The organism is Devosia beringensis, from assembly GCF_014926585.1.
GTDB lineage: Bacteria > Pseudomonadota > Alphaproteobacteria > Rhizobiales > Devosiaceae > Devosia > Devosia beringensis.
Genome location: NZ_CP045422.1, coordinates 1,286,744 through 1,310,383, shown reverse-complemented (window position 1 = coordinate 1,310,383; position 23,640 = coordinate 1,286,744). Strand labels below are relative to the sequence as shown.

24 protein-coding genes are annotated in these 23,640 nt (G+C 65.0%); 13 read left to right on the top strand and 11 right to left on the bottom strand.

What is annotated here, in order from left to right:
• Positions 1 to 37: 37 nt before the first annotated feature.
• The gene (locus GDR53_RS06340; RefSeq protein ID WP_193337228.1) at positions 38 to 751 is read right to left on the bottom strand and encodes a GntR family transcriptional regulator; all 714 of its coding nucleotides are present in this window, start codon (positions 749 to 751) and stop codon (positions 38 to 40) included.
• 205 nt (positions 752 to 956) lie between these two features.
• Between GDR53_RS06340 and GDR53_RS06335 the strand changes: the two genes are divergently transcribed.
• The 6 genes from GDR53_RS06335 to GDR53_RS06310 all read left to right on the top strand — a co-directional run bounded on the left by GDR53_RS06335 (position 957) and on the right by GDR53_RS06310 (position 7,416).
• Positions 957 to 2,438 (top strand): ABC transporter substrate-binding protein, encoded by a 1,482-nt coding sequence (locus GDR53_RS06335; protein WP_193337227.1) that lies wholly within the window; start codon positions 957 to 959, stop codon positions 2,436 to 2,438.
• A gap of 82 nt (positions 2,439 to 2,520) precedes the next feature.
• Positions 2,521 to 3,477, top strand: coding sequence for a carbohydrate ABC transporter permease (locus GDR53_RS06330; protein ID WP_193337226.1), 957 nt, complete (start codon positions 2,521 to 2,523; stop codon positions 3,475 to 3,477).
• A complete protein-coding gene (locus GDR53_RS06325) occupies positions 3,474 to 4,355 on the top strand; it encodes a carbohydrate ABC transporter permease (protein WP_193337225.1) in 882 nt (293 codons plus the stop codon). Before GDR53_RS06330 ends, GDR53_RS06325 begins: the two co-directional genes overlap by 4 nt.
• 12 nt (positions 4,356 to 4,367) lie before the next feature.
• Positions 4,368 to 5,465: an ABC transporter ATP-binding protein gene (locus GDR53_RS06320; protein ID WP_193337224.1), complete on the top strand. Its 1,098-nt coding sequence runs from the start codon at positions 4,368 to 4,370 to the stop codon at positions 5,463 to 5,465.
• Positions 5,466 to 5,480: 15 nt separating this feature from the next.
• Positions 5,481 to 6,641, top strand: a complete 1,161-nt coding sequence (locus tag GDR53_RS06315; RefSeq protein WP_193337223.1) for a mandelate racemase/muconate lactonizing enzyme family protein — start codon at positions 5,481 to 5,483, stop codon at positions 6,639 to 6,641.
• Between the two features lie 28 nt (positions 6,642 to 6,669).
• A complete protein-coding gene (locus tag GDR53_RS06310; RefSeq protein ID WP_193337222.1) occupies positions 6,670 to 7,416 on the top strand; it encodes a ribonuclease activity regulator RraA in 747 nt (248 codons plus the stop codon).
• Between the two features lie 12 nt (positions 7,417 to 7,428).
• Here GDR53_RS06310 and GDR53_RS06305 read toward each other — a convergent pair whose 3' ends face one another.
• From GDR53_RS06305 to GDR53_RS06295, 3 genes are read right to left on the bottom strand one after another with little or no spacing between them, the layout of a single operon-like run.
• Positions 7,429 to 8,793 (bottom strand): cytochrome P450, encoded by a 1,365-nt coding sequence (locus tag GDR53_RS06305; protein WP_210321403.1) that lies wholly within the window; start codon positions 8,791 to 8,793, stop codon positions 7,429 to 7,431.
• Positions 8,794 to 8,828: 35 nt separating this feature from the next.
• Positions 8,829 to 9,533: a DnaJ domain-containing protein gene (locus tag GDR53_RS06300; RefSeq protein WP_193337221.1), complete on the bottom strand. Its 705-nt coding sequence runs from the start codon at positions 9,531 to 9,533 to the stop codon at positions 8,829 to 8,831.
• Positions 9,530 to 10,249 (bottom strand): VWA domain-containing protein, encoded by a 720-nt coding sequence (locus tag GDR53_RS06295; protein WP_193337220.1) that lies wholly within the window; start codon positions 10,247 to 10,249, stop codon positions 9,530 to 9,532. The genes GDR53_RS06300 and GDR53_RS06295 overlap by 4 nt, the downstream gene beginning before the upstream one ends.
• A gap of 123 nt (positions 10,250 to 10,372) precedes the next feature.
• Here GDR53_RS06295 and GDR53_RS06290 point away from each other — a divergent pair, with 123 nt between their 5' ends.
• The 5 genes from GDR53_RS06290 (at position 10,373) to GDR53_RS06270 (ending at position 13,779) form a co-directional block, all read left to right on the top strand.
• Positions 10,373 to 11,152 (top strand): L,D-transpeptidase family protein, encoded by a 780-nt coding sequence (locus GDR53_RS06290; protein ID WP_232846747.1) that lies wholly within the window; start codon positions 10,373 to 10,375, stop codon positions 11,150 to 11,152.
• Between the two features lie 134 nt (positions 11,153 to 11,286).
• Positions 11,287 to 11,580 (top strand): BufA1 family periplasmic bufferin-type metallophore, encoded by a 294-nt coding sequence (locus GDR53_RS06285; protein ID WP_193337219.1) that lies wholly within the window; start codon positions 11,287 to 11,289, stop codon positions 11,578 to 11,580.
• A 66-nt stretch (positions 11,581 to 11,646) separates the two neighbouring features.
• Entirely contained in the window at positions 11,647 to 12,516 is an 870-nt protein-coding gene (gene bufB / locus GDR53_RS06280) for an MNIO family bufferin maturase (RefSeq protein WP_193337218.1), read from the top strand.
• Positions 12,513 to 13,292: an HvfC/BufC N-terminal domain-containing protein gene (locus GDR53_RS06275; RefSeq protein ID WP_193337217.1), complete on the top strand. Its 780-nt coding sequence runs from the start codon at positions 12,513 to 12,515 to the stop codon at positions 13,290 to 13,292. The genes bufB and GDR53_RS06275 overlap by 4 nt, the downstream gene beginning before the upstream one ends.
• Positions 13,282 to 13,779 (top strand): DoxX family protein, encoded by a 498-nt coding sequence (locus GDR53_RS06270; protein ID WP_193337216.1) that lies wholly within the window; start codon positions 13,282 to 13,284, stop codon positions 13,777 to 13,779. Before GDR53_RS06275 ends, GDR53_RS06270 begins: the two co-directional genes overlap by 11 nt.
• On the opposite strand, the gene GDR53_RS06265 is transcribed toward GDR53_RS06270, so the two are convergent.
• Positions 13,761 to 15,623, bottom strand: a complete 1,863-nt coding sequence (locus tag GDR53_RS06265) for an adenine deaminase (RefSeq protein WP_193337215.1) — start codon at positions 15,621 to 15,623, stop codon at positions 13,761 to 13,763. The two genes, GDR53_RS06270 and GDR53_RS06265, sit on opposite strands and share 19 nt — an antisense overlap.
• Before the next feature lie 175 nt (positions 15,624 to 15,798).
• On the opposite strand from GDR53_RS06265, the gene GDR53_RS06260 reads away from it, so the two are divergent.
• A complete protein-coding gene (locus GDR53_RS06260; RefSeq protein WP_210321402.1) occupies positions 15,799 to 16,761 on the top strand; it encodes a nucleoside hydrolase in 963 nt (320 codons plus the stop codon).
• Between the two features lie 6 nt (positions 16,762 to 16,767).
• Here the strand turns inward: GDR53_RS06260 and GDR53_RS06255 are convergent, their stop codons facing one another.
• Positions 16,768 to 17,454, bottom strand: coding sequence for a phosphoribosyltransferase (locus GDR53_RS06255; protein WP_193337213.1), 687 nt, complete (start codon positions 17,452 to 17,454; stop codon positions 16,768 to 16,770).
• 75 nt (positions 17,455 to 17,529) lie between these two features.
• Between GDR53_RS06255 and GDR53_RS06250 the strand changes: the two genes are divergently transcribed.
• Positions 17,530 to 18,696, top strand: coding sequence for a M20 aminoacylase family protein (locus GDR53_RS06250; protein WP_193337212.1), 1,167 nt, complete (start codon positions 17,530 to 17,532; stop codon positions 18,694 to 18,696).
• Here the strand turns inward: GDR53_RS06250 and GDR53_RS06245 are convergent.
• The 5 genes from GDR53_RS06245 to GDR53_RS06225 are packed head-to-tail and all read right to left on the bottom strand — an operon-like array spanning position 18,693 to position 23,636.
• Positions 18,693 to 19,583: a nucleoside hydrolase gene (locus GDR53_RS06245; RefSeq protein WP_193337211.1), complete on the bottom strand. Its 891-nt coding sequence runs from the start codon at positions 19,581 to 19,583 to the stop codon at positions 18,693 to 18,695. The two genes, GDR53_RS06250 and GDR53_RS06245, sit on opposite strands and share 4 nt — an antisense overlap.
• Before the next feature lie 34 nt (positions 19,584 to 19,617).
• Positions 19,618 to 20,943 (bottom strand): amidohydrolase family protein, encoded by a 1,326-nt coding sequence (locus tag GDR53_RS06240; protein ID WP_193337210.1) that lies wholly within the window; start codon positions 20,941 to 20,943, stop codon positions 19,618 to 19,620.
• A gap of 13 nt (positions 20,944 to 20,956) precedes the next feature.
• Positions 20,957 to 22,018: an ABC transporter ATP-binding protein gene (locus GDR53_RS06235; protein WP_193337209.1), complete on the bottom strand. Its 1,062-nt coding sequence runs from the start codon at positions 22,016 to 22,018 to the stop codon at positions 20,957 to 20,959.
• A gap of 5 nt (positions 22,019 to 22,023) precedes the next feature.
• On the bottom strand, positions 22,024 to 22,815 hold the full coding sequence (locus GDR53_RS06230) for an ABC transporter permease (RefSeq protein ID WP_193337993.1): 792 nt from the start codon (positions 22,813 to 22,815) through the stop codon (positions 22,024 to 22,026).
• Complete coding sequence (locus GDR53_RS06225) at positions 22,812 to 23,636, bottom strand: ABC transporter permease (protein ID WP_193337208.1); 825 nt, start codon at positions 23,634 to 23,636, stop codon at positions 22,812 to 22,814. Before GDR53_RS06225 ends, GDR53_RS06230 begins: the two co-directional genes overlap by 4 nt.
• Between the last annotated feature and the right edge of the window lie 4 nt (positions 23,637 to 23,640).

Genomic DNA, 23,640 nt, shown 5'->3' with positions numbered 1-23,640 from the left:
TGAGTTCCGCTAGCGGCAAATTCGTGTTTGCGGCGGCCTATCCTGCCTGTGCCGCATGATGGGCGCGCATCTGCTCGAGGATATGCCGGCCCGAGCTTTCGACATGGCGGGCCACGCAGGCGGCGGCCTTGTCGGCCTCGCCGGCCTTGACCAGCGCGATGAGCTCGCGGTGCTCGCGGATGACCTGGCTGCGCCGGGCCAGCGTATAGGCGAAGCGCTGCGTCACCGCCCGCAGCACCTGGCGGTGCTTCCACCAGATTTCGGCGGCGTGGCGGTTGTAGTGGCGCTGGTAGACGACGGTGTGAAACTGCACGTCGAGGCCACTATGCAGCACCGCATCGACGAAGTTATTTTCCTCGATGAGGCCCTGGATGCGCTCGAGCTCGGCAATGTCGGCATCGGTGGCCATGCCGACAAACCACTGCGTCAGGGCCGGCTCGATCAGCGCGCTGATCTCGTAGATATTGCGCACGAAGTCATGGTCGATCGGCCGCACGCGGGCGCCGCGATTGGGCGAGAACATGACATAGCCCTCGCCGCGCAGCATCTGCAGCGCCTCGCGCACCGGATTGGTGGAGGTGCCCAGCCGTTCGGCCAGATCGGCAACCACCAGGCGCTCATTGGGCTGCAGCCGCCCCGACAGGATGTCCTCGCGAATGGCCTCGTAGAGCGAGACGGCGCGCTGGCTGGAGACGTCGATTTCCTCGAGGCCCGCCGGCGGCGAAATCTTGAATTCACTCGTGCTCGCCAAATCCCGCTCCCGAAGCAACAACCTGCCTCACCGATATCATACATAGTTGTCGGCAAACAATGTACGATCCAATTCAGTTGACACGCAATATGGCTTCTGCATACCTATGGACTTGGCGAGATGTGCATAAGAGGCAAAGCCCGATGCACGCCGCCACAAAGGGACCTGCCGCGGAGGGATGCTGGCAGGCCGACAGGAGGATTTTATGAGCAACTACCGATTGGGCCGTGCGCTTGCGCATGGCGCAGTAGTGTCTGCGCTTGCCGTGTCGATGCTGAGCACCACCGTGCTCGGTCAGAGCGTCGATATCAGCCAGTGGTCGCCGGAATATGTGCGCTCGATTGCCGGCACCGAGGAATTCGATACCGCCGAGGCCTGCGGCGCGGTCACGCCGCTCGACTACCAGGGCAAGCTGACCTTCTGGTACCAGGGCGTGTTCGAGGGCGATCCTGATCTGCTGCGCCAGTATTACAAGGATTTCTTCGAGGCCTTCCGTACTACCTATCCCAATATCGTGCTTGAGGAGCAGGCGCTTACCTATAACGATCTGCTCGACAAGTTCCGCACGGCCCTGTTGGGCAATGCCGGGCCGATGGTGGTGCGCCTGCAGATCCTGGGCGGCGTCGAGTTTGCCTCCAAGGGCTATCTGCAGGAGCTGAGCCCCGAAGACGTCGGCTGGAAGACCGAGGACTTCTGGCCCGGCGCCATGAAGTCGGTGATGTGGGAAGGCAAGGCCTATGGCATCCCGACCAATAACGAGACAATGGCGCTGATCTGGAATGCCGACATCTTCGAACGGGCAGGGCTCGATCCCGAAGTGCCGCCGGCCACCTGGGATGATGTCGTCACCTATTCCAAGCAGATCCACGACAATCTGGGCGTCTCCGGCTATGGCCTCGTGGCCCGCAAGAATGCCGGCAACACCCCCTATCGCTTCATGCCCCAGCTCTGGGGCTATGGCGGCGGCGTGTTCGACGAAGCCGATCCCAATCCGAACTATGGCGAGATCCGCCTCGACAGCGATGCCAGCAAGCAGGCCTTGCAGGCCTCCTATGATATGTATGTCCGCGACCAGTCGGTCCCGGTCTCGGCGCTGACCAACCAGCAGGCGGATAACCAGCCGCTCTTCCTGGCCGGGCAGCTGGCCATGATGATCTCCCATCCATCCGACTACAACGTGATGCTCGACCTGCAGGCCAAGGCCACCGGCACCGACGCGGAAAAGGCCCAGACCGTCATCGACAACATGCGCTACGGCCTGATCCCGACCGGACCGGACGGCAAGCGGGCGGTGGTGTTCGGCGGCTCCAATATCCACATTCTCAACCCCGAATATGTCGAGGGCGGTGAAGTGGACGAGGCGGCGGCCAAGGCCATGGTCTGCTTCTGGACCAGTCCGGAATGGTCGCTGAAAATGGCCTATGCCGGCTCCAATCCCGGCAACCTGAACGGCTTCAAGACCAAGTGGATGAAGGAGCGTCTCGACTCCATCAAGTTCCTCGATGTCACGACCTCGATGCTGCCCTATGGCGTGCCGTTCCCGACCCTGCCGGAAACGCCCGAGATCATGAACATCATCATCCCCGACATGCTGCAGAACGTGCTGACAGGGGCCATGACGGTGGATGAAGCGGCCGAAGATGCCGCCCAGAAGGTCCGGGAGGTCACCGAGGGCGGCGGACTCTAGCCCTCCCCGCGACCACGACCGGCGGCGCCCCCGCGCTGCCGGTCACCTTTCCCGCCAGCAGTCAGTCCCAAGGAGCCGCACGATGACCATTACTGCCGGCCATGGCTCTCCCCAGCGGGCCCTGCCGACCCGGCCCAGTCTGCTTCAGCAGATGTGGACCGCCCGCGCCGATTATCTCTACGTGCTGCCCGCCATCGTGGTGATGCTCATCGTCATCGCCTATCCGGTCTACTACACGATCGACCTGTCGTTCTTCAAAACACCACCAGGCCTGCAGCTGCGCGACAAGATCTTTGTCGGCACCGAGAATTACACCGCCATCCTGTCCAGCGACGTCTTCTGGAAGGTGACCGCCAATACGCTGATCTGGACGGTGTCTTCGACGCTGATCGCCTTCGTGCTCGGCTATGCCTGCGCGCTGGCACTGCACCGCGACTTTGCCGGGCGCGCCGTGCTGCGCGCCATCCTGATCATTCCCTGGGTCATCAGCGCGGTCGCGGCCTCCTACATCTGGAAGTGGATGTATCATTCTGATTTCGGCATCATCGGGGCCGTGATGATGCAGATGGGCCTGGTCGACCGGCAACCCAACTTCATCGACAATGTGCATACGGTGCTGCCCTCGCTGATCGTGGTCAACATCTGGCGCGAGTTTCCCTTTGCCATGATCATGATCATGGCGGGCCTGCAGACCGTGCCCGAGCAATTGCTACGCGCCGCCCGCGTCGATGGCGCCTCCGCCTGGCAGCGCTTCTGGCATGTGACCTTCCCCTATCTGGGCGGCGTCTCCACCGTCACCATCCTGCTGCTGGCCGTGGCCAACTTCAATTCCTTCATCGTGCCCTGGATCACCACGGGCGGCGGGCCATCCAACGCCTCCCACATCTGGATCACCCACATCTACGAACTGGCCTTCGGGCGGCAGCGCTGGGGCGTCGCCGCGGCCTATTCGGTGCTGCTGTTCATCATAGTGATGTCGTTGGGCTACTTTTACGTGCGGGCCCTGAGCGCCAATGAGAAGAAAGAGGACGGCGCATGACCGCGATCTCGGAAAGCCGGACGCCGCGCGGTCGTAAGGCCATAGACGGCTGGCGCTGGGCCGGGCGCATCTTCCTCTTCTTCATGCTGCTCTATACGGCGCTGCCGATGGTCTGGATGCTGCTGACCTCGATCAAGTCGGGCTTTGCCGCGATGCAGTTCCCGCCGCAATGGTGGCCATCCGAGCCAACCCTGGCCAGCTATCAAAAGCTGCTCGACCCGCAGAACAGCGTGGGCCAGGATTTCCTGCGCTTCTTCTGGAACAGCCTCTTCGTCTCAACCGTCACCACGATCCTGGCGGTCGCCGTCGCCGTTCCGGCAGCCTATGCCTTCTCGCGATTCCGCTTTCCGGGCCGCAAGTTCCTGTTCTTTGCCGTGCTGCTGCGCAACATGTTTCCGGCTGTCATCTTCCTCGTGCCGCTGTTCATCCTGATGCGCTGGCTGGGTCTGGTGAATACGCATGGATCGCTGATCCTGACCTATCTCACCTTCGGCCTGCCGCTGGCCATCTGGCTGCTCAAGGGCTTTTACGACAATATCCCGGTCCAGCTGGAACAGGCGGCCCGCATCGATGGCGCCACCCGGTTCCAGGCCTTCGTCTACATCGTCATGCCGCTCTCGGTGCCCGGCATCATCGCCACCGCGATCTACTCCTTCATCGGCGCCTGGAACGAATACATCTATGCCGCCACCTTCCTCACCAAGAACGAGCAGCTCACCTTGCCGGTCGGCATCCAGCGGTTCTTTTCGGAAAATACCACCGATTTCCCCGGCCTGATGGCGGCAAGCTTCATCATGAGCGTGCCCGTGGTCGTGCTGTTCCTGTTGCTGCAGAAGTATTTCGTGCGGGCCCTCACCGAAGGCGCCGTCAAACACTAGAAGGTTGCATTCATGGCCCAGGTCGTTCTCAAAGATCTCGTCAAGACCTATGGCTCGGTCTATGCCGCCAGGGATGTGTCGCTGACGGTCAATGACGGTGAATTCGTCGCCCTGGTCGGCCCCTCCGGTTGCGGCAAGACCACGACGCTGAACCTCGTCGCGGGCCTGATCCCGATCACCTCGGGCGACATCGTCATCGGCGATCGGGTGGTCAACGATCTCGATCCCAAGGACCGGGACATCGCCATGGTGTTCCAGAACTACGCACTCTATCCGCAGAAATCGGTGTTCCAGAACCTGGCCTTCCCCCTGCAGATGCGCAAGCTGCCCAAAGAGGAGATTGACCGCAAGGTCCGCGAAGCCGCCAAGGTGCTCGACATCACCCATCTGCTCGAGCGCAAGCCGCGCGAACTGTCCGGCGGGCAGCAGCAGCGCGTGGCGCTCGGTCGTGCCTTGGTGCGCGATCCGGCGGTGTTCCTGATGGACGAGCCCTTGTCCAACCTCGACGCCAAGCTGCGCGTGCAGATGCGCAGCGAGCTCAAGCGCTTCCACCAGGATCTGCATGCCACTATCATCTATGTCACGCATGACCAGCTCGAGGCCGTTACCATGGCCGACAAGATGGCGGTGATGAATGCCGGCCTGCTGCAGCAATATGATACGCCGGCCCAGGTCTTTGCCAATCCGGTCAACATGTTCGTGGCCAGCTTCATCGGCAGCCCGGCCATGAGCCTGGTGCCGCTCGAAGCAACCACAGCCAATGGACAGACGGCGCTCAGCAGCGCCGAGGGCTGGCTGCTGCCGCTGTCGGACGCCAATGCCCGCAAGGTCGCTGCGGCCAGCTCGAACAAGGTGGTGCTGGGGGCGCGGCACTCCACCATCAGACTGCACAAGTCAGCCGTGGCAGGCGCCGTGCCGGCCCGCGTCTATACCGTCGAGCCGACCGGGGACATCACTTTCGTCCAGGCCTTCCTGTCTGGCGCCATCGTCAATATAAGCCTGCCACCGACCGCCCAGGTCGAACCCGATGAAATGGTCTGGCTCGAATTCGACCAGGACCGCATTCATCTGTTCGACGGCCAGACCGAAATGGCCCTGCACGCCGACTAACCCCTGAGACTATTCATGCCCCTCAAGCTCAAGATCACTGCCATCAAGCCCTACCCGGTCCGGGTGGGCATCAGAAACCAGTTCCTGGTCAAGATCGAGACCGATCAGGGCATTTTCGGCTGGGGCGAGAGTGGTTTGACCGGGCGAGAAAAAGCGGTGGCCGGCGCCATCGAGCATTATCGCGAATTCCTCATCGGCCGGGACGCCATGCAGATCGGTTGCATCTGGCAGGAACTCTACCGCAGCCAGTATTTCGAGGGCGGCCGCGTGCTGCAGGCGGCGATTTCGGCCATCGACATCGCGCTGCACGACATCAAGGGCAAGGCGCTGGGCGTGCCGGTCTATGACCTGCTCGGGGGCAAGCAGCGCCATGCGGTCCCCGCCTTTGCCTCGACCGGCGACAGCGCCGGCGAGGGCGCCATCGAGCGGGCGCATGAACTCAAGGAAATGGGCTTTGACGCCATCCGCTTCTTCCCCATCGGCCAGGACAGCCCCGACATCTTCGAGCCGCGCCAGTCCATCGCCGCCACCGCGCGCATTCTCAACAAAGCGCGTGAGGAACTGGGCAGCGAAGTGGTGCTGGGCATCGACTATCATCACCGTCTCTCGGTCGCCGAGGCGGCCAGCTTCTGCAACAAGCTCGACAAGGGCGTGCTCGATTTCCTCGAAGAGCCGATCCGCGACGAGACGCCGGAGGCCTATGAATCGCTGCGCAGCATGACCGATATTCCCTTCGCCATCGGCGAGGAATTTTCCAGCAAGTGGCAGTTCCTGCCTTTTATCGAGCGCGGCATTCACCAGTTCAATCGGCTGGACGTGTGCAATGTCGGTGGCCTGACCGAGGCGATGAAGGTCGCCGGCTGGAGCGAGGCGCATTATGTCGACCTGATGCCGCACAATCCGCTCGGTCCCGTCTGCACCGCCGCCACCATTCACTTTGCCGCTGCCGTGCCCAACTTCGCCTGGCTCGAAACCCGGGCACCCGAGCGGGGCCTCGGCTTCGACAATGACGCGTTTTTCCCGGTACAGCCGAAGCTGCAGGGCGCGGTCTATCCGGTCAGCGACGCGCCGGGCCTGGGCGTCGAGGTCAACGAGGACCTGCTGGCCAAGCAGAGTTTCCAATTCTGGGAGGCGCCGCATCTGCGGCGCACCGACGGTTCGGTCACGAACTGGTAATTTTAGCGATGTGAGTGGGGGACAGACGATGACCAAGGGCGCCGAGATCACGCGGCCGGCAAAGCACCTGATCGAGGGGCTCAGGGGATTGGGCGCAGCGACCATCGCCGGGACGCTGGGGCATATGGGCTTCAAGAACCCGCATATGACCGGCATCCTGCCCCAGACCCATGGCAAGTGCATCTGCGGACCGGCGCTGACCCTGCAATGCCTGCCGCAGCGGCCGGACCTGTTCAGCGAAGGCGAATATGCCGACCCTGAAACCCAGCTGCACCGCCACGTGCTCTATCACGTGCAGGAGGGCGATGTGGTGGTGGTGGATGCGCGCGGCGACATGCGCTCGGGCATTTTCGGCGACATGATGAGCACCTATTTCAAGGGGCGCGGCGGCGCCGGCATCATCATCGACGGGGTGATGCGCGATCGGCCCAATGTGGAAAAGCTCGACCTGGCGCTCTGGCTCAAGGGCTGGTCGCCCAACTACCATGTGCAGACCGACATCTACCCCTATGCGGTCAACGTGACCATCGCCTGCGGCGGCGTGACCGTGGTGCCCGGCGACATTATCGTGGCCGATGACGACGGCGCGGTGGTGGTGCCGGTATCGATGGCCGAGCAGGTGATCGCGGACGGGCAAAAGCATGCCGAGTGGGAAGAGTTTTCCCGCATCAAGCTGATGGAGGGCGCGCCGCTGCAGCGCTATTACCCGCTCCATCCCGATGCCAATGACGAGTACCAGGCCTGGCGCCGCCTCAATCCGGTCAAGCCGGGCTGATTATCGCCGCTATTATCGCGGCGTTACGCGCAGCTTGATCCCGGTATCGGGGCGTACCGTCATCAGCATGGTCGGCCGGGGCAGGGGATCGGGACCCGGCGCGAAGCGGAACCGCGCCAGCAGGGTCGCCAGGATAATCTGGGCCTGCATCATGGCAAAGTTGGCGCCGACGCAGACGCGCGGACCGGCACCGAAGGGCAGATAGGCATAGCGGTCGCGGGCCTTGGCCGCCTCGGGCAGGAAGCGGTCCGGGTTGAAGCTGTTGGGGTCGTCCCACAGCAGCTCGTGTCGATGCAGCGCATAAAGCGGCAGGAAGATCACGTCATGGGCGGCGATCTGTCGGCCGCCCAACTCGTCGCTGGCGCGCACCTCGCGCGCCAGCATGCCCACCGGCGGATAAAGCCGCATGGACTCCTCGAGGATGCGACGGCCCAGCGGCATGGCCTCGAGATGCTCGAGCCCGGCCGGCTGCTCGCCCAGTGCGGCGCGGGCCTCTTCATGGGCCCGCTCCTGGATGGCGGGGGACAGGGCCAGCAGCTGCAGCGCCCAGCTCAGCGCCAGCGCCGTGGTTTCGTGCCCGGCCACGATGAAGAACTGCATATTGTGCAGCACGTCCTGCGGCGACATGGTCCGCCCGGTTTCCGGATCCTGCGCCTTGAGCATGAAATCGAGCAGGTCATCCGCCGTGCCCGTCGCCTGTTTGCGGCGCGCCGCAATGGCCTTTTCCACCATGTCGTGCATGGTGCGCACGGCGCCCATGCCCAGCACTTCGCCGGGCCGGGGAAACCAGCTCGGCACGCGCAGGAAGTCCAGCAGCGAGGCTTTTCCAGCCGTTTCGAAATAGCGGATGATGGCGGCGCCATAGACCCCGGCATCGAAATGCTCGCGGCCCGACAGCGCCACTTCGCAGATGACATCGAACGTGGCGGTGAGCATTTCCCCGACCATTTCGGCCTGGGGTCCGGCCGCGCCTAGCCGCTGTGCCGCCCGCTCGGCCGTGGCCGTCATCACCGGCGCCAAAGCGGTGACATTGCGCTGGGCAAAGACCGGCGCCACGGCCCGCCGCTGCCAGCGCCAGTCGGCGCCTTCGGCGTTGAACAGGCTATTGCCGATCGCCGGGCGCAACATGCGCAGCATCACTTCGGATTTGGGATAGTTCGCCGCATTGTCCAGAAAGATGCGCCGCAGTGCGGCCGGGTCCTGCACCATGTGCCAGCGCGCGCCCATGCGGCCCGACACCATGGGCTGCCGATAGGCGATGGCCGGGATGATCTCGAGCACGTTCTGGCGCGCCGCCCGCAGCGACTGCAACAGCGACAGCGGCTTGCGATGCGGTTCGACATGCGGTGGCAGCGCGGACTGATCGATCTGAGGCAAGACAGCTCCTTGGTGACAGGTCCGTCCGACGCGCTCTATTGCCGCTGTTTGAGCAGCAGGTCGCGCGCCTGGTTGATCTTGACCGCCAGATAGCTCGAGCCGCCGTGATCGGGATGCACGGCCTTCATCAGCTCGCGATGGGCGGTGCGGATATCATCCTCGCTGGCATCGGGTTTGAGGCCCAATACCTCATATGCCTCGGCAATCGGATCGCCGCCGCTCGGGGCGGTAGCGCCGCCACCTTCATCCTGTTCGGCAAAATATTCGCGCCAGCCGGCCCGATTGGCATCGAGCCAGCTTTCGAGCAGGCTGAGGCTGTCGGCATCGCCGCCGACTTCGGCCAGCAGCGCCCGGGTCTCGTTCTCGCCCAGATCGAGCAGGTCCATCCCGGCGAACGGACCATTGAGCACCCGGCCCGAGACCGCGCCGGTATCGTGGTCGAGCTCCATGGCAAAGCTGTAGCTCTGCACCTTGGAGATATTGCTCGCACCCATGGCCGGCCCGTCAAACGAGATCGGCCCCAGCCGCCCGGTGCGCAGCACCGCTATGGCAGCCGCGCCAACAAACAGGGCAATGTCGATCCGCCGCGCCAGCAGCAGGCCGATGGCGGCCAGTGCGCCCAGTCCCCCGACGAGGTAGCGCAGACCCCGCCACAGCACGCGTTGGTCCAGCCCGCGCGCATAATTGACGGCGGCAAGAACCGCCAGCAGCGCCAGCCCGCCGACAAAGAAATAGGTCATGACGGCAATTGCGCCAGCAGCGCCCTTGCCTGGCCGCTGGCTTGGAGTTTCAGCAGATCCCGCCCGCCGCTGGCATAGGCGGCCACTGCCTTGAGCAGCGCCGCCAGCTCCTGCGGCGCACTGGCATCAAAGCGGGCATAGGCCCCCTTGCTCAGCCGGGCAAAGTCGCGGAAGGCGGCTTCCACCTGGGCGTCGCGACCCTCCTGGAAGATGAACAGCGGCAGGCCCAAGAGGCCCAGCTGTCCGGCTTTTTCGGCCAGGTCGTCCACATTTTCCTCCATGGCGTCGCCCACATAGATCACCGCATTGATCCGCCGCCGCTTGTGCTCGGCGCGGGCATGGGCGAAGACCTTGGCAATCTGGGTATGGCCGCCCCGGCAATCGATGCCGCTCATCAGCCTGGCCAGAGCGTCGCCGTCGAGCACCCATTTGCTGGCCCGGCATTCGCCGAAGCCGCGGAAATACAGCAGTTGCACCTGCAGCGCACTGGGCTTGGGAATGGCGGCAAACATCTCCGCCTGCAGCGAACAGGCCAGGTCCCAGGTCGGCTGGCGGCTCATCGTCGCGTCCAGCGCGAACAGCAGCCGCCCGTCCTGGGCCGCGTTCGGCCGGGCCATGGTGCCGACTTTCTGCACGAAGGCGGCAATATTGCCGCTGACCTTGCCCTTGTCGGGCAATCCAGAGGTTTGTCGCGTCGCCGGGTCTTTTTGCACCATGCCCCAATATGTGGCCCGCAGCGTCCTGCCGCAAGGCCAGACCCGTGCGGTCACAGATTCGTAAAGTTCACCTTCCGGTAACCGCTCGGTCCCATCTTGCGGCAAAACCTGACGGGATAGCCCATGCTCACCAACGTTCTTCGCACTTTTGTCCTGCTGCTGGCCGTCACGGTCCTGGCCGGCTGCCAGTTCGCCGGTGACAATCGCGGCAATGTGCCGCTGCCCAAGCCGCTGCTCGAGCGCCTGGCGGCAATTGGCTCTTCTCCTGCTGAACCGATGATGATCCGGGTCTACAAGGAAAGCTCCGAGCTCGAAGTGTGGAAGCGCACCACTTCGGGCCGCTATGCCCTGCTCAAGACCTACCCGATCTGCAAATGGTCGGGCACGCTCGGGCCCAAGGTCAAGCAGGGCGATTACCAGTCGCCGGAAGGGTTCTATGATGTCACCCCGGCGCTGCTCAACCCCAAGTCCTCCTATCACCTGTCCTTCAATACCGGCTTTCCCAACAAGTTCGACCAGGCGCTCGAGCGCACCGGCACCTATCTGATGATCCATGGCGATTGCCTGTCGGTCGGCTGCTACGCCATGACCGATGACGGCATCAAGGAAATCTATGCCCTGGCCCGCGAGACCTTCCGGGGCGGCAATAGCGCCTTCCAGCTGCAGCTGCTGCCCTTCCGCATGACCGAGGAAAACCTCATGCGTCATGCCGCCAGCCCGCATAACGCCTTCTGGCGCAACCTCAAGATCGGCACCGATGCCTTTGACCTGGCCGGCCAGCCGCCGACCTGGGATGTCTGCGAGCAGCGCTATGTCTTCAACCAGAACGACCCACGCACTGCCCCGCTCGATCCAAACGGCGCCTGCCCGATCGGGACCTTTTCGACCATGGCGGCCCTCTAGTCCGGGGAGCGATCTCCCCTCGCTTCAAGTTCGAACACGAACTCGTGATCTGAAGGCCGGTAACGGCCGGCGCGGTGGCGCGAACTAACCTGCACGAAGCCAGTCAGGGCTTCGCCGCAAGGAAGGAACACACCATGAAGCCCAGCAATTCACTCGTTCTCGCCGCCTCTCTGCTCGCTGCCCTCTCCGCCGTTTCGGTCCAGACCGCGACCGCTCAGGATGCCACCGAAAAATGCTATGGCGTCGCCCTGGCCGGCCAGAATGACTGTGCTGCCGGTCCCGGCACCACCTGCGCCGGTACCTCGGTGATCGACTATCAGGGCAATGCCTGGAAGGCCGTGCCAGCCGGCACCTGCCTGACCATGTCCTTCGAAGGCGACCGCATGGGCTCGCTCGAAGAGCTCGATCGCGATCTGCCCAAGGCCTGATCCGGCCACCATTGCCCCGGAGGTCCGGCTGCCCGGATCTCCGGCCTTTGTTCAAGGGTGATCATCATGCAGCCAGCCAACCTGCCGCCGCGCGCCGGCCTCGGGCTCAAGCCCCAGCATTATGCCGAGATCCTGGCCACCCGGCCACCTATCGGCTTTTTCGAAGTGCATGCCGAAAACTATATGGGCGATGGCGGTCCGCCGCACCGCTACCTCGCCGACATCGTCGCGCACTATCCGCTGTCGCTGCACGGCGTGGGCCTTTCCATCGGTGGCGCCGGCCCGCTGGATCGCGACCATCTGCGCCGCCTGCGCGCGCTGATCGAGCGCTACCGGCCCCAGTCTTTTTCCGAGCACCTCGCCTGGTCGAGCCATGAGGAGAGCAGGCTCAATGACCTGCTGCCGCTGCCCTATACGCCCGCAACGCTGGACAATGTCGTCGCCCATGTCGACCAGGTGCAACAGGCGCTGGGCTGCCGCATGCTGCTGGAAAACCCCTCCACCTATGTCCTGTTTGCCGAGAGCAGCATCGACGAGGTCGATTTCCTCGCCGCCATTGCCGAGCGCTCCGGCTGCGGCCTGCTGCTCGACGTCAACAATGTCATGGTCTCGGCCGTCAACCATCGGCTCGATCCCTTCGCCTATATCGACCGCTTCCCGCTGCATCAGGTCGGCGAAATCCATCTGGCCGGCTATGACGAGACCACCGATGCCGCCGGGGACCGGCTGCTGATCGATGCGCATGCCTCCCGCGTCAGTCCCGACGTCTTTGCGCTCTATACGCATACCCTGGCGCGTACCGGTCCGCTGCCGACCCTGGTCGAATGGGACAATGACGTGCCTGAATTTGCCGTGCTGGCCGAGGAGGCCGGCATTGTCGATGCCGCGCTGGCAGAAGCGGCGCAGCGGCACCAGCCGCGCGAGCGCGTGGCATGATCGCGCCGCTCGTCGCCCAGGCCGCTTTTGCTGCCGCCCTGGTCGATCCGGCGCTGCCCGTGCCGCCCGGCATTGTGTCCCATCGCGGCGACAGTGACGCCAAACGCTTTGCCGTCTATCGCAACAATGTCCATGTCGGCCTGGTTGGCGTGCTGGCAGCGAAGTATCCGGTCTGCGAACGCCTTGTCGGCGCTGACTTCTTCACCGCCATGGCGCGGCTCTACGTCGCCGACCACAAACCACGCTCGCCGATCATGCAGCATTATGGCGCCGACTTTGCCGCCTTTATCGAGAGCTTTGACCCCGCCCGCGCCGTGCCCTACCTAGCCGACATGGCCAGGCTCGAAGAAGCCTGGTCCATTGCCTACAACGCTGCCGACATGGTGCCGATGTCGATCACTGCCCTGGCCACGATTGACCAGGCCACGGTGCCAGAGCTCCGCCTCGCATCCCATCCGGCGGCCGGCCTGATCCATTCCGCCTTCCCGGTGGGCTCGATCTGGTCGGCGCACCAGGCCGAGGGCGTCACGGTGCGCCCTGGTGCCGAGGCGGTACTGATCAGCCGGCCCGCGCTGGACGTGATGGTGACCGTCATCCCGCAAGCCGATGCCCTGTTCCTGCACCACCTGTTCGAGGGCGCCGCGCTCGGCGCGGCCGCCACCGCTGCCACCGGCTTGTCGGATGCGTTCGATGTCGGCCGTGCGCTGGTGGGGCTGTGCAATCTCGGCGCCTTCGCCCAACCAATTCAAGCCACAGGAAGCGCGCATGCTGCATAGACTGGTTCAGCCCTATCAGGACCTCGATCGCCTGATCGCGTCCATCCCGCCCTCCATTGGCCTCTTGGCGCTGCGGCTGGCGCTGGCCCTCCCTTTCTGGCGCTCGGGGCTGACCAAATGGGATGGCTGGTTCAGCCTCTCCAGCGGCGCGCGCTACCTGTTCGTACAGGAGTTCAAACTGCATATCTTCGGGCAGGCGCTGGCCTATCCTTTCCCGTTGACCGCCGCCTTCCTCGCCGGCATCGGGGAACTGGTGCTGCCCGTGCTGCTGATACTGGGCCTGGGGACGCGCTTTGCCGCCCTCGGCATTCTGCTGATGACGCTGGTCATCCAATTGACCATCCCCGATGGGCTGATCAATTTCCATCTGCCCTGGGCGGCCATGGCCCTGGGCCTGATGGCCTTTGGCGGCGGCCGCCTCTCACTTGATGCCCTGGCGGGTGGTCTGCGCCGGCGGCAGGCGCCGGCTCACCAGACGATGGGGTGAGTCTCTCCCGTGGCGACATTGACAAAGCCCGCCGTCGCCAGGGGTGAGGGCGCCACCAGCACCCAGCGCCAGGGCGCGCAGGTCAGCGTGGCAAAGGCCAGCCGTTCCGGAAAGCCGGGCCACCAGCGCGGCGAAAAGGTCGGCTCATACATCCAGTCGATCCTTTCCCCCTGCCGGTAGAGCTCCTGCATCTCGGCGTCGAGTTCTTCCGGCGGCCTTTGCGTCATCAGCCCGCCCACCTCGTAGCGCACCGTGGCGACCAGCTGACTGTCGCGCACCAGCGCCCAGCCACCCTGGCTTTCGCGCAGCGCATTGACCGCGATCGCCATGGCGGCGTCGGAGGAGCCGACCACCCAGATATTGTGCTTGTCGTGTCCCATCGAGCAGGCCAGCGCCACGTCGGGCGTGCTCGGGCCGGTGCCCAGCCAGAACATTTTGGAGGTTTTACCCTCGCCCGAAAAGCGGTCGACAATGGCGAACTTGGTCACGTTGCGGCTGCTGTCGCGCTGCACCGCGCCGTTCGCGACGGGCAGTTCCAGGGTGATGAAATTGTCGTCCCAGTGGAACGGGCGCAGCACCGCCGCCTGCATGCTTTCGCGCCCGGGCTCGGCGGCAATCGCGAAATCCGCCGCCACCATCTCGCGCTCGATATTGACGGTCTTGGTGGCCCATTCCGGCCACGCAATTTCCGGGATCGGTTTCAGAAAATCCTTGCCTGACGAAACCTGCTCGCCATCGGCCCAGACCTGGGCAATCGAGAGCGTCGCGACATCGTCGAGCAGCACCAGATCGGCGAAACGTCCGGGCGCGATGGCCCCAACCCAGGGCGTGAGCCGCATGTGGCGGGCCGGATTGATCGTCACCATCTGGATGGCGATTTCGGGCGCGAGGCCTGCTTCTATGGCCAGCCGCACATTATGGTCGGTGGCCCCGATCCGCAGCGTATCGGAGCAGGAGCGGTCATCGGTGCAGAGGGCAAAGTTGGACCAGTCCGCCTGGCCTGCCGCCAATAGCCCCTTGATCATCTCGGGCAGTGAATGCGGCCGCAGCTCGATGAAGAGGCCCCGCCGCAGCTTGTCCTGCACCTCTTCTGTGGTCCAGGCCTCATGGTCCGAGGCCATGCCCGCGGCGGCGAAGGCGTTGATGTCATTGATGCCACGCATGCCCGCGGCATGGCCCTCCACCACGCCACGCTGCTCGAAGGTGGCGCGGATCATGCCCCAGAGCCGCTCATAGGAGGGGTTTTCCGGGTTCCATACCGCCGGCCAGTCCATCACCTCGTCGAGCCCGGCCACCATCAGGTGTTGCTTGAGAAAACTCTGCTGCTCGTCATAGCCGAAATGCCCGCCGCCCCATTCATAGGCCGTGGGTGGCACGGCCGAGCCGGGCAGCGGGAAGATCTTCATCGGCGAGCCGGCCAGCCGCGCCGTCAGCCAGAATTCGAGGTTATGCGGCCCATCGACATTGGAAAATTCGTGGCTGGCCTCGCAAGTCCAGGTATTGCCATGCGGCAGCACCAGGGCGGCCTCGTATTCGGGCGTCAGGTGGCTGGATTCGACATGCTTGTGCACCTCGCCAAAGCCGGGCACGGCGCTGAGGTGACGGGCATCGACGCGCTCTGCCACGTCGCCGGGATAGGCGTCGGCCGGTCCCACCCAGGCAATGCGGCGGCCGGCGATGACGATCTCCTGATCCTCATGCCAGTTGCGGCCATAGACATCGAGCAGTCGCCCCACCCGCACCGCCCGGTCCGCCGGGCGCTTGCCCAGCGCTACCAGCGCCAGGTTCTGCCGGATGCGGACTTCATCGGTGGCGTGGATCAGCAGGTCATCGGGCAGGGGCATCAGTCTGGTCCTTGGAGCGCAGCGTCCGGCCGCGCTGGTGCGCCCGCCCTGCTGGTGCGGCGTTGACAGCCGCTTTGGCGCTAGGCATGAACGCCGCGACATGGTTTGACAAGGCCTTGGCAAGCGGATGGACATCGCTAGCCGCCCGTCGCCCGCAGCAGAAAGTGGTCCCCAATTGCCCCATAAGCCCAATGCGCTGATCCTGGACACTGATGGCGGCGTTGATGACGCCCAGGCGCTGCTGATGCTGATCGCCAATGGCCGTGCGCCGATCGCCATCACCACCGTGTTCGGCAATGTCGGGCTGGACGCTGCCACCCGCAATATCCTGGCCACCCTGGCTGTCGCCAAAGCCGATGTGCCGGTGCATGCCGGCGCCGGCCGCCCGCTGACCCAGGCGGTGATCGACGCCCGCTATATCCACGGCGAGGATGGCTTGGGTGGCGCGCCGCGGCCGCTGCAGACGGCGGCCCCGGCCGGCAGCAATGCGGTGGGCTTCCTGATCGACAGCTTCCGCGCCGCCGGCGCCAGCGGCCACAAGATCGATCTGCTGATGATCGGCCCGCTGACCAATCTGGCGCTGGCCTTGCGGCTCGATCCCACCATCATCAATGGCATTGGCCAGCTCACCATCATGGGCGGCACCATCTATGGTCGCGGCAATACGACGCCCGCCGCCGAGTTCAACATCTATGCCGATCCCGAAGCCGCTGCCATCGTCTTTGGCGCCGATATCGACATCCTGGTGGCGCCCTGGGAACCCTGCGTCACCCACAACATGACCGGCGCCGAGGTCGACGCGCTGTTTGACGCCGTGCCCGACGGCCCGGAAAAGGCGTTTTCGCTGGCGCTGGCCCGCCATGCTCGCCAGACCATTGCCGGCTATGGCGGCGGCGACAATTTCCGCTTCGTCGATCCCCTGGCCGCCGCAGCGGTGATCGAGCCGGACATCATCACCCGCTCCATCCGCGCCTCGGTCGATGTCGCCCTGGCACCGGGCCTGGCCCGCGGCATGACCATCATCGATCCCTCGGGGCGCCTCGGCACGCCCATGGTCACCCTGATCGAGGACGCCAAAATTGATCGGCTGATCGCGCTCTACGCCGCCTCCATCGCCTTCGTGCCGCCAGCGGGCTGATCGGGCCTAGTCGCTCGGCAGCCAGCGTCCGGTCTCGCTCAGCGCCAGCCGCGGCGAAGCCAGCGGCGCCATGATGCGGCTGCGCCAGGCGGCGAGCGGCTCGTGCCAGCGCGTGCCCTGCAGCATGGCCGCGGCCACCGCCACCGGCGTTACGCCAGCTCGCTCCAGCAATGTCAGCACGGCCGCCATGGAGGTGCCCGAACTGATGACATCATCCACCACGCCGACGCGCTTGCCTTCGAGCAGCGGCAGGCTGCGCGGGTCGAGAAAGATCGTCTTCTGCTGATCGGGACTGGTGATCGAGGTCATCGGCGCCGAATAGTCGTCGCTGTACCAGAACTTGCGCGACGTCCCCAGCGCCACCATGCGCGTATGGCCCAGGCGCCGCGCGACATTGTTGGCTAGCGGCAGGCCCAGCGTCGGCACCCCGATCACGACATCGACCCCGACCGCGTCCAGCATCGCCGCCATGACAGCCGACAGCGCATCCTCGACGGCAAAGCTGGCCTGGTTGATGATCAGCGAGGCCACGGCCGAATGGCCATCCCCCGGCAGCACGCGGATGGGCAGCAGCAGCTGCCGCCCGTCGGGCAGGGCGGCGGGAAAGCCGTCCACCCAACCTGCCGTTGCATCTGCTTCATGGGTTCCCGGCGCGTCTAGGGTCTGCCAGAAATGGTGCGGGGCAAGCGTCACGAGGGGTATCCTTGCTGGCGCGCGGCAAATGGTGGATGCTACGACCATGTTGATTTATCAAGAGCTTAGCAAGCGATGACCCTCGGCGACAATGATCCCTTCGAGCTTGCCGCGATGACTGCCCTGCGCCAGGACCTGCATCGCCATCCCGAGCTGGGCTTTGAAGAGGTCCGCACCAGCGCCATTGTCGCCCAGTGGTTGGAGGATGCCGGCATCGCCGTGCATCGCGGCCTGGGCCAGACCGGCGTCGTCGGCACGCTGCAGGTCGGCACGGGCACGCGCGCCATTGCCCTGCGCGCCGATATGGATGCGCTGGCCATGCCCGAACTGGGCGATCTGCCCTATGGCTCGACCACGCCCAATACCATGCATGCCTGCGGCCATGACGGCCACACCGTCATGCTGCTCGCCGCCGCCCGCCATCTGGCGCGCAGCCGCAATTTCTCCGGCACGGTGCACTTCATCTTCCAGCCCGCCGAAGAGGGCCGAGGCGGCGCCCGCGCCATGCTGGCTGACGGCTTCCTCGAGCGCTTCCCGATTGATGCCGTCTATGGCCTGCACAATATGCCGGGCCTGGCTCCCGACGAGATGGCGGTGGTCGCCGGCCCGCAGCTGGCGTCGTCGGATAGCTGGGAAGTGACCTTCCACGGCATCGGCACGCATGGCGCCAAGCCCCATCTCGGGCGCGACGCCATGACGGCGGCGGCCCATTTCCTCACCGCCCTGCACACCATTGTCGCGCGCCGTGTCGATCCACTGCAGCCAGCCGTGGTCAGCGCCTGTGCCATCGGTGGCGGCGATTTTCGCGCCCTCAATGTCATTCCCGACGATGTCCGCATCGGCGGCACGGCCCGCGCCTATGCCGCCGGTGTGCGCGACCAGCTCGAGACGGAAATCGGCCAGCTGGCCCACGGCATTGCCACGAGCTTCGGCATCACCGCCAGCTACAGCTTCACCCGCCGCATCGCGCCGGTGATCAATGATGCGAGCGTCACCGCCACGGCATTGTCAGCCGCCGCGCGGGTCACGGGTCGTCCGGTGGTGACCGATTTCCCGCCCTCGACGGCTGGCGATGACTTTGCCGAATTCGGCGCCAGGGTGCCCGGCTGCTATGTCTGGCTTGGCAATGGACCTGCCGTCGACGGCGCCCTGCATCACAATTCGCGTTACGACTTCAACGACGACGCCATCCTGACCGGCGCCCGCTACTGGACCACCCTGGTGGAACAGGAACTGGTCTAGCCAAAGGCGCTGGCCAGCAGCGCCAGCGCGCCGGCAACATCGACCCGCATGGCCACCACGACGGGCGAGCCATTGGCGCTCTCGGTCAGCGCACCGGCATCGGCATCGTCGCCCAGGTTGACGGTAAGGCGGTGAACCTCGAGGGCGAACAGGGCCGGCTCCGCCGCCAGCAGCATGACGCAGGGATCATGCAGCGGCCGGCTCTGGCGGTCATCCTGCAGATAGCCTGTAAGCAGATCGGCGGCGATCGTGCCGGCAGGGCCGCCGCGCAGCGCTTCGACATAGTCCCGGTCGGCCCGCACGCGGCGGGTGACATCGAGCGGCACGATGGTGGTGCGGATGTCCGAATGCAGCACCGTGGCCACTGCCTCGGGGTCCGAAGCGAAGTTGAATTCAGAACCCGGCCCGGCATTGCCGGGCTCGAAAATCGTGCCGCCCATGGCCACCAGGTGCCCGATGCGCCCGGCAGCGGCCGGATGGTGGCTGATCAGATGCGCAATATTGGTGAGCGGTCCGAGCGCCAGAATGTCGATCGACCCGCTCGGCGCGGCCATCAGCGTCTCGGCCAGCCAGTCGACGGCGCCGGCCCGCGCCGCCACCATGGGCGGCGGCAGGGTCACGCCGCGCAAGCCATCATCGCCGTGAATGACGATGGCGTCAATATTGTCGCGCGCCATGGCCACGGCGGCGCCAGAGAATACGGGAATATCGCTGCGACCCACCGCCGCCAGCAGGCCTCCGGCATTGGTCGTTGTCCGCTCCAGCCCGATATTGCCGGCCACCGTGGTCAGGCCGATGACCTCGAACTGCGGGCAGTTGAGCGCGAACAGAATGGCCACGGCGTCGTCGAGGCCCGGATCGGTATCGATGATGACGCGTCTGGTCATGCGCCTGTCGGCGCCTGTCGTGTGTCCGGTGCGCTCAACTTTGCTCTCCGTCGATGCGGATCATTTCCGCCTTGAAGGCGCTGGCGATCTGCATCGCGTCGCGCAGGATTTTTTTGGGCTCGAGCGTCGTCACGGCGCCGGCCCGCTTCAACCAGCGTCCCGCCACCATGACATCGGTCACGTCGGTCGGGCCGGCAGCAAAGACCAGCATTGAATAGGGATCGTAGATCGGTTGCAAGCGCGTGGCGCCGATGCCGACGCGGATCATGTCCGCCTGCTTGCCCGCTTCCAGCGAGCCGGTCAGGCTATCGAGCCCCAGCACGCGGGCCCCCTCGATGGTGGCCATGGCGATCACGTCGCGCGCCGGCAGCGGTTTGCGCGAACCGGCCAGCAGCTTGGCGAACATCGAGACCGGCGCGAACTGGGCAAAGAGATCGAGCGTATTGCCGCTCATCGGCCCGTCGCTGCCAATCCCCACCGGCAGGCCGGCCGCGCGCATCGCCTCGACGCGAGCAATGCCGCGCCCCGCCTTGCCATTAGAGCGTGGATTGGTGGCGACGCCCACGCCGGCCGCCACCATCAGGCCGATATCGGCATCGCTCAGATGCAGGCAATGGGCGGCGATCAGGCCGGGTCGCAGCAGGCCGGACCGCTGCACCACGGCGACGCTCGAGCTCTGGTACTCTTTCAGCGCCCAGTCCACCTCAAGCTGGCTTTCCGCCAGATGGATCTGCACGCGCACGTCGGGATGCTCATCCGACCACTGCGCAATCCGCGCCATGACGGCAGGTCCCGTCGAATAGGGTGCATGCGGCGCAATCGACGGGGTGATAAGGGCGTGGCCGGCAAAGCTATCGACCAGCTCTTCCACCAGGGCAAAGCCGGTGTCGAAATCGGCATGGTCGGGCGCGTTGAAGTCGGCCAGGGTCTGCCCGATGATGGCCCGCAACCCGGCCTCGGCCACCACGGCGCCGACCTCGGTTTCAAAGTAATACATGTCGGCGACAGTGGTGACGCCGCCCTCGATCATCTCCAGCGCCGACAGCGCCGAACCGATCCGCACCATGTCGGGCGTGACGAACTTGCGCTCCAGCGGCAGGATATAACGGTAGAGCCGGTCATCGACATCTTCGGCCAGGCCGCGAAACACCGACATGCCCATATGGCAATGGGTATTGACCATGCCCGGCATGACGATGTCGCCACCACAGTCCACGATCTCGGCCCCGGCGATGGCTGGCGGCGCGCCGGCACCGAGCGCGGTAATGGTCGTGCCATCGATCTGCACCCAGCCCGGATTGTGCTCGGTGAAATCAGCGTCGAGCGTCAGCACCCAGGCATTGGTGAGGATGATGGTCATGCCTGGCGGCCTTCTATTCCGGCGCCAGGATGGTGCACTGCTCGGGCACAGGCACCAGCTTGGCCGTGGCACCCGGCTCCAGTGGCCGTGTCAGCGCCCCATTGGCCAGCAGGGGGCCGGCGGGGGTCTCGCACTGATACTGATAGGCGCGGCCCAGATAGGTGCGCAGGCCCAGCGTGGCCGGAATGCCTTCCATCGCCTTGTCATCGGTGACCATCAGCCCGTCAGCCCGGCAGGCCAGAACGAAGCTGTCCGGGATCTGCCCGAACTGTTCCAGCGACAGCGTCAGCCTGACCCCACCATCGGCCTCGGCGGTGATCTTGGCGCCGTCGCGGGCTGTCACGCGCATGGCAATCAGGTTCTCGAAGCCGACAAAGCGCGCGACAAAGGCATTGGCCGGCCGCTGATAGAGCCGCTCGGGCGTATCGAGCTGCATGATGCGCCCGGCATGCATGATGGCGACGCGGTCCGAGATCGAGAAGGCCTCTTCCTGGTCATGCGTGACATAGACCGAGGTCGTGCCGTTGGCGCGCTGCAGCTTGCGGATTTCCACCCGCATGTCGACGCGCAGCTTGGCGTCGAGATTGCTTAGCGGCTCATCAAACATCAGCAGCGGCGGCTCGATCACCAGCGCCCGTGCCAAAGCCACGCGCTGTTTCTGTCCACCCGACAGGGCACCCGGCAGTCGCGCCGCCAGATGCGCCATGCCGACGCGCTCGAGCATGGCGTCGACCCGCTTGGCCCGCGCGGCCCCGGCAATGCCGCGCTGCTTGAGGCCGAAGCCGACATTGTCGGCCACTGACAGGTGCGGGAACAAGGCATAGTTCTGGAACACCAGGCCGATGTCGCGCTGATGCGGCGGCAATTCGGTCAGGTCGCGTCCGCCCAGGGTGATGCGGCCCGATGTCGGCTGCAGAAAGCCGGCGATCAGCCGCAGCGTCGTGGTCTTGCCGCAGCCGCTGGCGCCCAGCAGCGAGACCAGCTCGCCCTCGGCGACGTCGAGCGAGAGGTTCTCCAGCACCTGGGTAGTGCCGTAATGGGCGGAGATCGACTGGAGGGAAAGGGCCTGGGTCATGATGTCTACTTGGCTAGGAAGGTGAGGCCGAGCGTACGCTCGACAATGGCCATCACGGCAACGGTCAGCCCCATCAGCAGCACCGATACCGAGGCAACCGTGGGATCAAAGAACTGCTCCATATGGGCCAGCAGCTGGATGGGCAGGGTGGACAGGCCCGGCCCGGTCAGAAAGATCGAGATCGAGACGTCATTGATCGAGGTGATGAAGGCCAGGATGAAGGCGGCGATGACGCCCGAGCGCACATTGGGCAGCAGGATGGTGAAGAAGGTCTTGAGCGGCGGCGAGCCCAGGCTGATCGCGGCTTCTTCGATGGAAAAGTCGAAGGAGGCCAGCGAAGCGCTGATCACCCGCACCACATAGGGCAGCACCAGCAGGGCATGGCCGAACAGCAGCGCCAGATAGATCGGCGCCTCGAGCTGCACGGCAACGTTCTTGAGCAGTGAAAAGCCCAGCACCAGCTCGGGCACCAGCACGGGCAGCACGAACAGCGTCGAAAGCCAGCCCGGTAGCTGTATGCGGTGGCGGTTGAGCGCATAGGCGGCCGGAATGCCCAGGATCAGCGCGATCACCGTTGCCAGAACTGCGGTCTGCAGACTGGTGAGAATCGTGCGGCGGAAGGCATCGATGGCAAAGATGTTCTCGAACCAGCGCAGCGACAGGCCCTGCGGGGGGAAGGTAAGGTAGCTGGTATCGCTCAGGGCGGAGCCAACCACGATGACCAGCGGCCCGACGAGGAAAATGAAGACCAGCACGGTGCCGGCGATCAGCAGGGGATGAATGGACCGGGTCATCAGACAGCCATCGGGTTGAGGCGGCGCGCCAGCCGGGTCATCACCAGCACGATGGCGATGGTGATCACCACCATGACGGCAGCAATGGTGGAGGCCGCGACCCAGTCAAAGGTGACCATGGCCTGCTGATACATCAGCGTGCCCATCATCATGACCTGTTCGCCGCCCAGCAATTGCGGCGTGGCATAGGAGGTAAAGCTGCCGGTAAACACCAGCACGGCGCCCACGATCAGGCCCGGCACGGCCAGCGGCAGGGTGACCTGCATGAAGGTGGCCACCGGTTTGGCGCCCAGCGAGGCCGAGGCCTGGATCAGGTCGTCGGGAATGGATTCGAGCACGCCCACCAGGGTCAGGATCATCAGCGGCACGAAGAGATAGACCATGGCCACGATCACCGCGCCGGGCGTGTAGAGCATGGCCATCGGCTCGCCGATCAGGCCCAGATTGAGCAGGGTGGAGTTGAGGATGCCGTTCTTGCCCAGGATGATCAGCCAGGCAAACGAGCGCACCACCACCCCGGTCAGCAGCGGAAATACTGCCGCGACAATCAGGATGGATTTGAGCCACCCCGGCGACCGAGACACCACATAGGCCGTGAGGAAGCCGATCACCACGGCAATGGCCGTGGTCGCCAGCGAAATCTGGATGGTGCGCATCAGCACCGTGCGGCGGAAGCCGCTGCCGAAAAAGGCGGTATAGGTGGCAAAGGGACCAGCCGGCGTGGTGAAGGTGGTCCAGATGGTAGCCAGCACCGGGATCACCAGGAACACCACGACCAGCAGGGTCGCGGGAAGGGCCAGTGTCCAGCCTGCATAGCGTTTCATGGAT